The sequence below is a fragment of the Pseudomonas chlororaphis subsp. piscium genome, from assembly GCF_003850345.1.
Classification (GTDB): domain Bacteria; phylum Pseudomonadota; class Gammaproteobacteria; order Pseudomonadales; family Pseudomonadaceae; genus Aquipseudomonas; species Aquipseudomonas piscium.
Map to the genome: position 1 here is coordinate 858,462 of NZ_CP027707.1, position 12,678 is coordinate 871,139.

At 61.9% G+C, this 12,678-nt stretch carries 12 protein-coding genes; 6 read left to right on the forward strand and 6 right to left on the reverse strand.

What is annotated here, in order from left to right:
• Window positions 1–82 precede the first annotated feature (82 nt).
• The 3 genes from C4K38_RS03810 to C4K38_RS32485 all read left to right on the forward strand — a co-directional run bounded on the left by C4K38_RS03810 (window position 83) and on the right by C4K38_RS32485 (window position 3,437).
• Window positions 83–1,609 (forward strand): CoA-acylating methylmalonate-semialdehyde dehydrogenase, encoded by a 1,527-nt coding sequence (locus C4K38_RS03810; protein ID WP_053277342.1) that lies wholly within the window; start codon window positions 83–85, stop codon window positions 1,607–1,609.
• 11 nt (window positions 1,610–1,620) lie between these two features.
• Window positions 1,621–2,508 carry a 3-hydroxyisobutyrate dehydrogenase gene (gene mmsB / locus C4K38_RS03815; RefSeq protein ID WP_053277343.1) on the forward strand — a complete coding sequence of 296 codons (888 nt, stop codon included), beginning with the start codon at window positions 1,621–1,623 and terminating at the stop codon, window positions 2,506–2,508.
• 362 nt (window positions 2,509–2,870) lie between these two features.
• Window positions 2,871–3,437, forward strand: a complete 567-nt coding sequence (locus tag C4K38_RS32485) for a hypothetical protein (RefSeq protein WP_231998574.1) — start codon at window positions 2,871–2,873, stop codon at window positions 3,435–3,437.
• A 364-nt stretch (window positions 3,438–3,801) separates the two neighbouring features.
• Here C4K38_RS32485 and C4K38_RS03825 read toward each other — a convergent pair whose 3' ends face one another.
• Entirely contained in the window at window positions 3,802–4,152 is a 351-nt protein-coding gene (locus tag C4K38_RS03825; protein ID WP_007922165.1) for a cupin domain-containing protein, read from the reverse strand.
• 266 nt (window positions 4,153–4,418) lie between these two features.
• On the opposite strand from C4K38_RS03825, the gene kynB reads away from it, so the two are divergent.
• Window positions 4,419–5,060 (forward strand): arylformamidase, encoded by a 642-nt coding sequence (kynB, locus tag C4K38_RS03830; RefSeq protein ID WP_053277415.1) that lies wholly within the window; start codon window positions 4,419–4,421, stop codon window positions 5,058–5,060.
• Window positions 5,061–5,167: 107 nt separating this feature from the next.
• Complete coding sequence (gene kynA, locus C4K38_RS03835; RefSeq protein ID WP_053277344.1) at window positions 5,168–6,022, forward strand: tryptophan 2,3-dioxygenase; 855 nt, start codon at window positions 5,168–5,170, stop codon at window positions 6,020–6,022.
• Window positions 6,023–6,221: 199 nt separating this feature from the next.
• Here kynA and C4K38_RS03840 read toward each other — a convergent pair whose 3' ends face one another.
• The 4 genes from C4K38_RS03840 to antA form a co-directional block, all read right to left on the reverse strand.
• The gene (locus C4K38_RS03840) at window positions 6,222–7,619 is read right to left on the reverse strand and encodes an amino acid permease (RefSeq protein WP_053277345.1); all 1,398 of its coding nucleotides are present in this window, start codon (window positions 7,617–7,619) and stop codon (window positions 6,222–6,224) included.
• A gap of 73 nt (window positions 7,620–7,692) precedes the next feature.
• Window positions 7,693–8,712, reverse strand: a complete 1,020-nt coding sequence (gene antC / locus C4K38_RS03845; protein ID WP_053277346.1) for an anthranilate 1,2-dioxygenase electron transfer component AntC — start codon at window positions 8,710–8,712, stop codon at window positions 7,693–7,695.
• Window positions 8,713–8,724: 12 nt separating this feature from the next.
• Entirely contained in the window at window positions 8,725–9,216 is a 492-nt protein-coding gene (gene antB / locus C4K38_RS03850) for an anthranilate 1,2-dioxygenase small subunit (protein ID WP_053277347.1), read from the reverse strand.
• A gap of 2 nt (window positions 9,217–9,218) precedes the next feature.
• Entirely contained in the window at window positions 9,219–10,604 is a 1,386-nt protein-coding gene (gene antA / locus C4K38_RS03855; protein WP_053277348.1) for an anthranilate 1,2-dioxygenase large subunit, read from the reverse strand.
• A gap of 499 nt (window positions 10,605–11,103) precedes the next feature.
• On the opposite strand from antA, the gene C4K38_RS03860 reads away from it, so the two are divergent.
• Entirely contained in the window at window positions 11,104–12,117 is a 1,014-nt protein-coding gene (locus C4K38_RS03860) for an AraC family transcriptional regulator (protein WP_053277349.1), read from the forward strand.
• A 27-nt stretch (window positions 12,118–12,144) separates the two neighbouring features.
• Here C4K38_RS03860 and C4K38_RS03865 read toward each other — a convergent pair whose 3' ends face one another.
• Complete coding sequence (locus tag C4K38_RS03865) at window positions 12,145–12,618, reverse strand: Lrp/AsnC family transcriptional regulator (protein ID WP_009046863.1); 474 nt, start codon at window positions 12,616–12,618, stop codon at window positions 12,145–12,147.
• Window positions 12,619–12,678: the final 60 nt, after the last annotated feature.

A 12,678-nucleotide genomic window follows, 5' to 3' on the forward strand; every position in this document is an offset into this window, starting at 1 on the left:
AACTCGCGACGCACGCCTCATTTCAAGGCGGTCCCACGCCTTGGCTCCCTGCATAAGAACCTCAAGAAGTCAGGAGACCCGTATGAACGCATCCCTCACGCCCGACGGCACCACCTTGCAGCAGGTCAAGCTGCTGATCGACGGCCAGTGGGTCGAATCTCGGACCAGCGAGTGGCACGACATCACCAACCCGGCCACCCAGCAGGTGCTGGCCAAGGTACCTTTCGCCACGGCGGATGAAGTCGACGCCGCCATCGAAGCCGCGCAGCGCGCCTTCCAGACCTGGAAACTGACCCCGATCGGCGCGCGGATGCGCATCATGCTCAAGCTGCAGGCGCTGATCCGCGAACACTCCAAGCGCATTGCCCAGGTGCTCAGCGCCGAACAGGGCAAGACTATCGCCGATGCCGAGGGCGACATCTTCCGTGGCCTGGAAGTGGTCGAGCATGCCTGCTCGATCGGCAGCCTGCAGATGGGCGAGTTCGCCGAGAACGTCGCCGGTGGCGTCGATACCTACACCCTGCGCCAGCCGATCGGCGTCTGCGCCGGGATCACCCCGTTCAATTTCCCGGCGATGATTCCATTGTGGATGTTCCCGATGGCCATCGCCTGCGGCAACACCTTCGTCCTCAAGCCTTCGGAGCAGGACCCGCTGTCGACCATGCTGCTGGTGGAACTGGCGCTGGAAGCCGGGGTTCCGCCTGGCGTGCTCAACGTGGTGCATGGCGGTAAGGACGTGGTGGACAAGCTGTGCACCCACCCGCACATCAAGGCGGTGTCGTTCGTCGGCTCCACGGCGGTGGGCACCCACGTCTACGACCTGGCGGGCAAACACGGCAAGCGCGTGCAGTCGATGATGGGCGCGAAGAACCACGCCGTGGTGCTGCCCGACGCTAACCGCGAACAGGCGCTCAATGCCCTGGTCGGTGCCGGTTTCGGCGCGGCCGGCCAGCGTTGCATGGCCACCTCGGTGGTGGTCCTGGTGGGCGCGGCCAAACAATGGCTGCCGGACCTCAAGGCGCTGGCGCAGAAACTTAAGGTGAATGCCGGCAGCGAGCCGGGCACCGATGTCGGGCCGCTGATTTCCAAGCGGGCCAGGGAGCGGGTGCTGAGCCTGATCGAAAGCGGCATCAAGGAAGGCGCCAAGCTGGAGCTGGACGGTCGCGACGTCAAGGTGCCGGGTTTCGAGCAGGGCAACTTCGTCGGCCCGACCCTGTTCTCCGGGGTGACCACCGACATGCAGATCTACACCCAGGAAATCTTCGGCCCGGTGCTGGTGGTGCTGGAAGTGGACACCCTCGACCAGGCCATCGCCCTGGTCAACAGCAACCCCTTCGGCAACGGCACCGGCCTGTTCACCCAGAGCGGCGCGGCGGCCCGCAAGTTCCAGACCGAAATCGATGTCGGCCAGGTCGGGATCAACATCCCGATTCCGGTACCGGTACCCTTCTTCAGCTTCACCGGTTCCCGCGGTTCCAAGCTGGGCGACCTGGGCCCTTACGGTAAGCAAGTGGTGCAGTTCTACACTCAGACCAAGACTGTCACCAGTCGCTGGTTCGACGATGACAGCGTCAACGATGGCGTGAATACCACCATCCATTTGCGTTGAGGAGTCGGCTCATGAAAATCGCATTCATCGGTCTGGGCAACATGGGCGCACCCATGGCGCGCAACCTGCTCAAGGCCGGGCATCAGTTGAACCTGTTCGACCTGAACCAGGCCGTGCTCAAGGAACTGGCCGAACTGGGGGGCAGCATCAGTACCTCGCCGCGCGCCGCCGCCGAAGACAGTGAGCTGGTGATCACCATGCTGCCGGCCGCGCCCCATGTGCGCAGCGTCTGGCTGGGTGACGACGGGGTGCTGGCGGGTATCGCCCGTGGCACGCCGGCGGTGGATTGCAGCACCATCGACCCGCAGACCGCCCGCGACGTGGCCGCGGCCGCCGCCAAGCAGGGCGTGGCCGTGGCCGATGCGCCGGTATCCGGCGGCACCGGCGGCGCGGCGGCGGGCACCCTGACCTTCATGGTCGGCGCCAGCGCCGAACTGTTCGCCACCCTGCAGCCGGTGCTGGCGCAGATGGGCCGCAATATCGTGCACTGCGGTGAAGTGGGGACCGGGCAGATCGCCAAGATCTGCAACAACCTGCTGCTGGGCATTTCGATGATCGGTGTCAGCGAAGCCATGGCCCTGGGCGATGCCCTGGGCATCGACACCAAGGTGTTGGCGGGCATCATCAACAGCTCCACCGGGCGCTGCTGGAGTTCCGACACCTACAACCCCTGGCCCGGCGTGATCGAAACCGCACCGGCCGCCCGTGGCTACACCGGCGGCTTCGGCGCCGAGCTGATGCTCAAGGACCTGGGGTTGGCCACCGAGGCCGCCCGCCAGGCGCACCAGCCGGTGGTGCTGGGCGCCGTGGCGCAGCAGCTGTACCAGGCCATGAGCCTGCGCGGGGAAGGGGGCATGGACTTCTCGGCTATCGTCAACAGCTATCGCAAACCCCAATAGGGGTTTTTCCGGGAGCTCGCGTCGGGCGGGCTCCCGGTTTTTTTGCCATCTCCCTCACTTCAATGGACCTCGCTCCCCTGTAGCCGCTGGCACAGGCCGGGATCGAGTGCGCCGTCCTTGGCAATCGCGTTTGTTCAGAAAAAAACATCGATTTATGACAATTTTACAATCGAATATCGTCCGTAATATTTGCCGAGTAGGGATGAAGTGTTCGCAAGTGGTGTTATCGCGACAATGTATAAGGCATGCCCTGGCAGTATCGGGATTGATAGCTAAGGTGATTCGTGTCGACAGCATCTCTGTCGAATAACGGCATGTCATGGATATGGCATGTATATGAGGTTTTATCAGGGAGATAGACCATGGCAGATGTTCTGAAATACGGAGACAAGGTTCATATCAAGAATGGTTACAACAATTGGGATGGCGGTTATCTCGATACTTGTAATCATGCGACCGCCCCGAACAGCCTTTACGGCGTAGTCACCGCAACCACTCCTCATCGCGGCCCGGGTACTGGCACCTGGGTCATCGAGTCCGCGACAGGCAAGGCGGTAGGGACCGAGGTTGAAAGTTGCGATGTGATCCTGCTGTGGAACCTCTACAAGAACGAGGGTGGTTACCTGGACACCAATGGCCACGCGACAAAACCGTCGATCTATAACGTGGTCACAGCCCTCAAGGAATCGCGGCCGGCGGATACCCTGCACTGGCGAATCTTTGCCGATACCTCAGATCCCAAGGATTTCAAGGTGAGAGAAGGGGATGTCGTGCACTTCCTGAATGGCTACAACGATGTGCGCGGCGGATTTCTGGATACCTGTGGGCATGCCAGTGGCGAGGGCGTCAAATATGCGGTATCGACGACCCCTTATCTGAATCGGGACGGCAATACCGGCTCATGGAAAATCTCGAAAGCCAAAGACTAAGTGCCCGATACACCGCCAGGCACTTGGATGTGCAAAAGGGGACGTTGAGACGTCCCCTTTTTAGTCGTTGGATTAATAGACTTTCTAAAGTTTTAAATGCGGGTTGTCTGCTTGGTTTTTTTGTTTAAGCAAGCTTGCTGGAAGTTTAAATGGGCTGTCTGCATTCGCTAGGCATGAGATGAGTAAACTTCTGGCTGGCCAATATCATTAGGCCGGGAAGTGCATGGCGGGCGTGCGCCTTATTGCTGTGGTTTTATAAAAAAGAGGCGCTCTTCAATGATATGAGCGCCTCTTGATGTTTCGCGAAAAGTCCTTCGCCGGGCCGATCAGGCATTTGCAGAACTGTGGCCTGAATCTTCGGGTATCAGGCGAAAACGAAATACTTGCGCACGGTCTCGACCACTTCCCAGGTGCCTTTCATCCCCGGCTCGACCACGAAGATATCGCCGGCGCGCAGGTGGATCGGGTCCATGCCGTCGGGAGTGATCACGCAGTAGCCTTCCTGGAAATGGCAGTACTCCCATTTCACGTAGTCCACGCGCCATTTGCCGGGCGTGCAGATCCAGGTGCCCATGATCTTGCTGCCGTCTTCGCTGGTGTAGGCGTTGAGGTTGACGGTGTGCGGGTCGCCTTCGAGTTTTTCCCATTTGCAGGCATCGAGCACCGGCAGCGGGTGAGTGTCGCGCAGAACGGTGATGGGGGCAGTCGCGGTCATGAGGACTCCGGGGTCTTGGCTGAGAACTGAAGTCGCACCCTATAGCGCCCGGCGCCCCATCAGTTGTCTGTACTCGACATCGGGGTGCCCAGAAACGCAGTAGCCGCCCGCGAAGTGTTGCCGCGGTTTGCATTGAAATTTCCAAGCGTGAATCAGTGATTTCCTAGCAGTTCTTGCGAAAGATTCGGCGGTCGCCGGAGCATTTCGCAAGAATCTTCACGGGTATCGCTCGTATGATTCAGGTCGAAGTGGCCGAGAGCAGCACTATGAACACAACCCCAAGCTGGTGGGACATCAGCCCGCCCCTGAGTACCGCGACCCCGACCTGGCCCGGCGACACGCCGTTCCAGGAAGAGCGGGTCTGGCAGTACGGACCCGAGTGCCCGGTGAATGTCGGGCGTATCACCCTGTCGCCGCACACCGGTGCCCATGTCGACGCGCCGCTGCATTACAGCGCCGATGGCGCGCCGATCGGCGAGGTGCCACTGGACGTCTACCTCGGCCCGTGCCGGGTCGTGCATTGCCTGGGCTGTGGCCCGCTGGTATTGCCCCAACACCTGGAAGGCCACCTGGACAACCTGCCCGAGCGGGTGCTGTTGCGCACCTATCGACAGGCGCCGTTGAGCACCTGGGACCCGGACTTCAGCGCCGTGGCCAAGGAAACCGTCGAGCTGCTGGCCAGCCACGGTGTGCGCCTGATCGGTATCGACACCCCGTCCCTCGACCCGCAGCAATCGAAAACCATGGACGCCCATAACGCCGTCGCCCGCCATGGCCTGGCGATTCTCGAAGGCATCGTGCTCGACGAGGTGGCCGAGGGTGACTACGAACTGATCGCGCTGCCCCTGCGTTTCGCTCATCTGGATGCGAGCCCGGTGCGCGCCATCCTGCGGCCTTTGTCGCGATAATTCCTACAATAGTATTTACAACAACAAAGCTTCGACCCCGCGCGCCCTCGATCAGGGCCAGCTCCGGGTGATCGACCAGCCGCGACCTGATATGAGGAGCCCACGCGATGAGTCAATGTCCCTATTCGAGCAACCCGCCGCCCGATGGCTGGCATAACGCCGAGCTGAATTTTTCCAATTCCATGAGCTACGGCGACTACCTGGACCTGGGGCGCATCCTCAATGCCCAGCATCCCTTGTCGCCGGATCACAACGAAATGCTCTTCATCATCCAGCACCAGACCTCGGAGCTGTGGATGAAACTGATGCTGCATGAGCTCAATGCGGCTCGCGAGCATGTGCATCAGGGTCAGTTGCAGCCAGCGTTCAAGATGCTGGCGCGGGTGTCGCGGATCTTCGACCAACTGGTGCATGCCTGGGCGGTGCTGGCGACCATGACCCCGTCCGAGTACAAGTCGATCCGGCCCTACCTGGGGCACTCGTCGGGCTTCCAGTCGTTCCAGTACCGCGAGATCGAGTTCATCCTCGGCAACAAGAGCGAGACCTTGCTGCGTCCCCATGCCCATCGTCCGGAACTGCTCAAGGAACTGGAGCTGGCGCTCGCCACGCCGTCGCTGTACGACGAAGCCATCGGCCTGATGGCCAAGGCCGGCCTGGCCATCGACCCCGAGCGCCTGGCCCTGAACAGCAAGACGCCGACCCAGCATGATCCGTCGGTGGAAGCCGCCTGGCGCGAGGTCTACACCGACCCGTCGCGCTACTGGGACCTGTACCAGTTGGCGGAGAAATTCATCGACCTGGAGGATTCCTTCCGCCAGTGGCGCTTCCGCCATGTGACTACGGTGGAACGCATCATCGGCTTCCAGCCCGGCACCGGCGGCACCGAAGGCGTCGGCTACCTGCGCAAGATGCTCGACACCGTATTGTTCCCCGAGTTGTGGCGCGTGCGTTCGACGCTGTAAGCGACAGGCCAATAAAAAGGCCCGGCATTCATCGAATGCCGGGCCTTTTTGTTGGCTGAACACGGGGCGTTGTAATCAGGGCCATCGCGTCATCGTTCATCGCGGGCAAGCCTCGCTCCTACGGTAACGATGTTCATCGCGAGCAAGCTCCGCTTCTGTAGGAGCGAGGCTTGCCCGCGATGGGCGCGCCGCAGTCCTGTCAGACCACCGCCCGAGTACCAGTCCTGGCCACCCGCAGGCGGTAGAACACCCAGATCAGCGCGACCCACACCGGGATGGCGTAGACCGAAACCCGTATCCCGGGAATCATCAGCATCACGCTGACGATCATCAGCATGAAGGCCAGGCACAGGTAGTTGCTGAACGGGAACCAGAAGGTCTTGAACGACGGCACTATGCCTTGCTGGCCCATGGACTTGCGGAACTTCAGGTGGGTCAGGCTGATCAGCGCCCAGTTGATCATCAGAGAGGCAACGACCAAGGCCATCAGCAGTTCCAGCGCTTCCTGCGGCGCCAGGTAGTTGACCACCACGCAGAGCAGGGTGATCAGCGCCGAAACGCCCAGGGCCAGCAATGGCACCCCCTGTTTGTTCAGCTTCATCATCGCCTTGGGCGCGTCGCCCTGTTCGGCCAGGCCGTAGAGCATGCGGCTGTTGCAGTACACGCCGCTGTTGTAGACCGACAGCGCCGCGGTCAGGACCACGAAGTTAAGGATATGCGCCGCGGTGTCGCTGCCGATCAGGGCAAAGATCTGCACGAACGGGCTGCCGCTGTAGGAATCGCCGGAAGCGTTGAGGGTCTGCAGCAGCTGGTCCCAGGGGTACAGCGACAGCAGCACGGTGAGGGCGCCGACGTAGAAGATCAGTACCCGGTACACCACCTGGTTGATCGCCTTGGGGATCACCTTGCGTGGCTCGCTGGCCTCGGCGGCGGTGATGCCCACCAGTTCCAGGCCACCAAAGGAAAACATGATGAAGGCCATGGCCATCAGCAGGCCGGTGCTGCCGTTGGGGAAGAATCCGCCGTGGCTCCACAGGTTGCTCACCGCGGCCTGCGGGCCGCCGCTGCCGCTGGCCAGCATGTAGCAGCCCAGGGCGATCATGCCGATGATGGCCACCACCTTGATGATGGCGAACCAGAACTCGGCTTCGCCGAAGAACTTCACGTTCATCATGTTGATCAGGTTGACCAGCACGAAGAACACCGCCGCACTGACCCAGGACGGGATTTCCGGCCACCAGAACTGCACGTACTTGCCCACGGCCGTGAGTTCGGCCATGCCCACCAGCACATAGAGCACCCAGTAGTTCCAGCCGGCGAGAAAGCCGAAGTAACCGCCCCAGTACTTGTGCGCGAAGTGGCTGAAGGACCCGGCCACTGGCTCTTCGACGATCATTTCGCCGAGCTGGCGCATGATCAGGAAGGCGATGAACCCGGCAATCGCATAACCGAGGATCATCGAAGGGCCGGCGGACTTGAGCACGCCGGCGGAGCCCAGGAACAGTCCGGTGCCGATCGCCCCGCCCAGGGCAATCAGCTGAATATGGCGGTTCTTCAAGCCACGCTTGAGTTCGCCGGGTTTCAGGATTTCATCCACTAATCACGCTCTCTTCTCATTGTTATCGGATCTGTCCGTGTTCGCGGCCAGATCGCGGCTGACTGCGGACGGATCAGATATTACTCTCGGTGAACTTCTCGTAATACAGCTGAACGCTCTCAAGTCGCTGATCTTGCAACCAGTTCTTGATCGACTCGACCATCGGTGGCGGTCCGCAGACGTACATGTCCACCGGACTATCGCGCAGTTCGCTGCAGTCGAAATGCTCGGCGATATAGCCGCGCTTGCCCGGCCAGTCCGCCGTCGGCTCGCTGATCACCGCAGTGTAGCGAAAGCCCGGCAGCTGGCCGGCATAGGCCTCGATACGCGCGGTTTCGCACAGGTCGGCGACGTTGCGCACTCCGTAGTACAGGTGCACCGGCTGGGTGCAGCCGTCGGCGACCAGTTGTTCGAGCATCGCCAGCAGCGCCGACAGCCCGGTGCCGCCGGCCACCAGCACCAGCGGCCGGACGATATGGCGCAGGTAGAAGGCCCCCAGCGGCGCCTCCAGCTCGATACGGTCGCCGACCTGGCAACGTTCGCGGATGTAGTTGCTCATGGCCCCGTCGGGCAGCAGGCGCACGAGGAATTGCAGCTGCTGGCTGCCCGAGCGGTTGGCGAACGAGTAGGAACGTTTGCTCGACGTGCCGGGGACCGACAGTCGGGCGTATTGCCCCGGGAGGAAGTCCAGCGCCGCCTGGTCCTGGTCGAGCTGCAGTTGCAGGATCGCCGTGCTGTCGGAGACCTGGCGCACCTCGCTGACCGTACCGCTCAGCTGTGCGGGCCCCGCGGCGCTGCACAGGCTGGAATCGAAGTCGAAATAGAAAGTGGCATCGGACTGCACCCGGGTCTGGCAACTGAGCATCTTGCGCTGCTCCAGGTCCGCGCTGGAGAGGGCTTCCTCGTCCACGTAGTCCTGGCTGTAGTTGCCCGATTCGCAGCGGCCCTGGCAGGTGCCGCAGACGCCCTCGCGGCAGTCGAGGGGGATCTTGATGCCGTTGCGCAGGGCGGCATCGAGCAGTATTTCGTTGGCGTGTACGGGGAAGAACAGCGTCTTGCCATCGGCAAAGCTGAACGCGACCTTGTGGTTCATGCCCGGTCTCCGTCAGAGGTGGTAGAAATCGAGCACCGAGTTGATGGTGTCGTTGAGCAGCAGCGCATGCTTGCGGGTGATCAGCCAGCTGTCGCCGTGGGCCTTGAGGTTGTAGGTGGCATTGCCGAAGAACTGCTCGGCGGTGGCCAGGCGATAGAACAGGGTGTGCCAGTTCAGCCGCACTTGCAGGCTGCCATCGGCCTGTTCGGCGATCCGCACGTTGCTGATGTTGTGCAGGGTGCGCGGCATAGGAATGGTCGAGGCGGCCTTGCCGGTGCGGATACGGAACACCCGGTCTTCCAGGCCCGAGCGGTTGGCGTAGTAGATCAGCGACATGCCGCGCTTCGGGTCGGTGGTGTAGACATGCTCGGAGTCCCACTGCGGCAGGTGGAACTCGCTCTGCGGGTCGAAGAGTTCGAGGTAGGCGTCCCAGTCCTGGGCGTCGCACAGCTCGGACTTGCGGTAGAAAAACTGCTCGATACGGTATTGCAGTTGCGCACTCATGTTCACACCTCACGCAGTTTCAGGGATTGTCTGGCCAGCCCGTCGAGGAGGAATTTCTGCCAGTTGCGGTGCTGGTTGACGTACAGCCCTTCGTGGGTGAATTCGGTGCCGGTCATGGCCGGCTGGATGCCGATGGCCTCGCTGTTGCGGGTCGGCCCGGTTGCCCAGCGGTGGCTGCCGCGGGAGATGTCGCTCCAGCGTTCCAGGCGGCCCTGGAAACCGCGCTGGGCTTCGCGGAATTCCACCAGGTCGTCGGGGGTGCCCATGCCCGAGACGTTGAAGAAGTCCTCGAACTGGCGGATGCGGTTTTCCCGGTCGGCGTCGGACTCGCCCTTGACCCCGATGCACTGGCTGATGATCTCGGTCTTGTTCCAGGCCAGCGGGCGGATGATCCGCAGCTGCGAGCTGATCTGGTCGAGGAAGAACAGGCTCGGGTAGACGTTGAGGTTGCGCAGGCGGTGCATCATCCATTCGGCCTTTTCCTGGCCGTATTCCTCCACCAGGCGCGGCATGATGGTGGCGTAGCCGGAGCGCACCGAAGGGTTAGGCATGTCGCTGAACAGCACGCTATGGCCGTTGTTGAAGGCGAACCAGCCGTCGTCGGTGTTGGCGTCGCCGGCGCCGAGCTTGCTGTAGTCGAGGGTGGCGCTGGCGCCGCCGTTTTCGCTGTTGACCTGCTGGCGGTGCTGCACCGTGGCCACGTAGTTGTAGTGCACGGTGCTCACGTGATAACCGTCGAGGCCGTTCTCGTTCTGCAGTTTCCAGTTGCCGTCGTAGGTGTAGGCGGACTTGCCGGGCAGGACTTCCAGTTCACCGGTGGGTGACTGGGCGACCATCATGTCGAAGAACACCTTGGCGTCGCCGAGGAAGTCCTCCAGGGAGTTGTCGGCGTGGACGTCGAGGCTGATGAAGACAAAGCCCTTGTAGCTGTCGATGCGGGCTTTCTTCAGGCCGCGGGTGGCCTTGTCGAAGCCTTCGGGATATTCCCCCGGCGCCTTGACCTTCACCAGGCGCCCGTCGCTCTTGTAGCACCAGGCGTGGAACGGGCAGGTGAAGGTGGACTGGTTGCCCTTGCCGACCCGGGTCAGGGTGGTGCCGCGGTGCTGGCAGGCGTTGATCAGTGCGTTGAGCCGGCCTTCGCCGTCACGGGTGATGATCATCGGCTGGCGCCCGGCGCGCATGGTCACGAAGTCGTGGTTGTTGGCCAGCTCGCTTTCGTGGCAGGCGTAGATCCAGTTCTTCTCGAAGATCAGTTCCATCTCCAGGTCGAACAGCTCGGGTTCGGTGAACATGTCCCGGGCGATGCGGAATACGCCGTCGTCCGGACGAAAGTCCAGGCAGCCGTCGATGAAGCTTTTCCATTGTTCTGCGTTTCTTGCACCACTCATGAGTGATTACCTTTTTTATAGATGCGGTTTTATTCAGGCCAATCAGTGGGTGCATTAGAGGGAGTGCGGGGCAGGGGTGGCTATCCGCTTAGTCGGCCAAGGCCATCCATAAAATTGAATGGCGCTGAGGGCTTCTGTAGGAGCGAAGCTTGCTCGCGATAAAGGATCACGCGGTGCATCCGCCAAAGCGCGCCGTACCCATCGCGGGCAAGCCTCGCTCCCACGGGCGCGAGGGGTAACACCTGGGGGCTGAATACCCACGGCCGGCGCCCCAGGCGATCAACGGCTGCACCGCGATGTCGCGATGAGCTACTGTTGGGCGCAGTCTTGCGTGGGTTATGCGCTCCGGGTGGACGGGTTCTATCCACTTAGTTGGCGATTGCTATCCAGTCGGTTGGCAGTCCCGGGCGGTGGCGCAAAACTTGCTCTTGCAGGTCAGTACTTCAAATCAGACGCGCCGTCAGAGCGCGCAAAAAAATATTGCCGTGGGTGCGCCGTGATGAATAGCAAGGCTGATTCGCAGTTTCGCGATATTCGTATCGATCGCTACGACCTCGAGGGGGCGAGAAGCTGGATGTCCGGCATTTGCGGGCCGCACCGGCTCGAGACCAGCACCCCCGAGCGCATCCGCTTTCATCACAGCGCCAACGTGTTCAAGTCGCGGGCCACCACCCTGGGCACCATCGAGTACGGCACCGACGTCACTATCGACATCGAAGACGCCGAGCATTTCAGCAGCTACAGCCTGAGCCTGCCGCTGAGCGGCGATCAGGAACTGAGCAAGGACGGCCGGCTGCTGCGTTCCAACCGCGACCAGGGGGTGATCATCGCCCCCAACGAGAGTCAGATGCTGGCGATCTCCGGCGACTGCCGCAAAGTCCAGGTGGTGATTACCCGGGCGGCCATGAGCGAAGCGCTGGAGGCCTTGCTGCAACGGCCACCGGAAGCGCCGCTGCGCTTCGAGGCGGTGATGGATGCGGTGGAAGGGGCCTCGGCGTCCTGGTGGCGCATGGCGCGCTATTTCATCGCCGAACTGGAGCGCAGCAGCGAGCTGTATGAACAGCTGGCCTTCACCCGCGACCTGGAAAGCTCATTGATCAAGGGCCTGATCCTCGCCCAGCCGAACAACTACTCGGCGGAGCTGCGCGAGGTGCTGGAGGTCAAGTTGCCTCACTACCTGGTCCGCGCCCGCCAATACATTCACGCCAACGCCCGCGAACCGCTGTGCCTGGAGGACCTGGAAGCCGCCGCCGGGGTCTCGCGCTTCAAGCTGTTCGAGGCCTTCAAGAAGTATTTCGCCCTGTCGCCGATGGTCTACCTGAAGAAGTACCGGCTCAACGCGGTGCGCCAGGAAATCCTCGAACACGGCTCGGCGCGGACCATTTCCGAGATCGCCCTGGGCTGGGGCTTCAGCCATCTGGGGCGGTTCTCCGCCGAATACCGCAAGCTGTTCGGCGAGTCGCCCAGCGTCACCCTGCAGCGCCACGATGCGCGGCGCCTGGGCGGTTTCTAGTGGCCTGTACCCCACAGGCCACCCGTTTTACTTGCGCAGCACCAGGTCCAGCAGGCCGTCCTGTTCCTTGATTTTCTGCAGGACGATTTCCGAGCGGATGTCGGTGACCCCGGACGTGCGGTTCAGGTGATTGACGATGAAATCCGAGAAGTGCTTGAGGTTGCGCGCCTGGACCCGCAGCACATAGTTGCTGGCGCCGGTGATCACATAGGCGGTCACCACTTCCGGCCACTGCTGGACCTTCTTGATAAAGGTCTCGTGCCAGTCCGCCACGTCCTGGCGCAGCGACACATGGACGATGGCCTCCAGCTCGATCCCCAGGCGCTCGGCGTTGAGCACCGCGCGATAGCCGCTGATGATGCCTTCGCCCTCCAGCAGGCGCAGGCGCCGCAGGCAGGCCGAGGGCGAGAGGGCGACTTTCTCCGCCAGCTCCTGGTTGCTGATACGGCCGTCCTGTTGCAGGAAGTGCAGGATTCGCAGGTCTGTCGAGTCGAGAATCATGGTTGGCATTTATCCGCGTTTTTTTAAGTTGTAGTCGAATAATCTTCGAGGCTGTGCCGC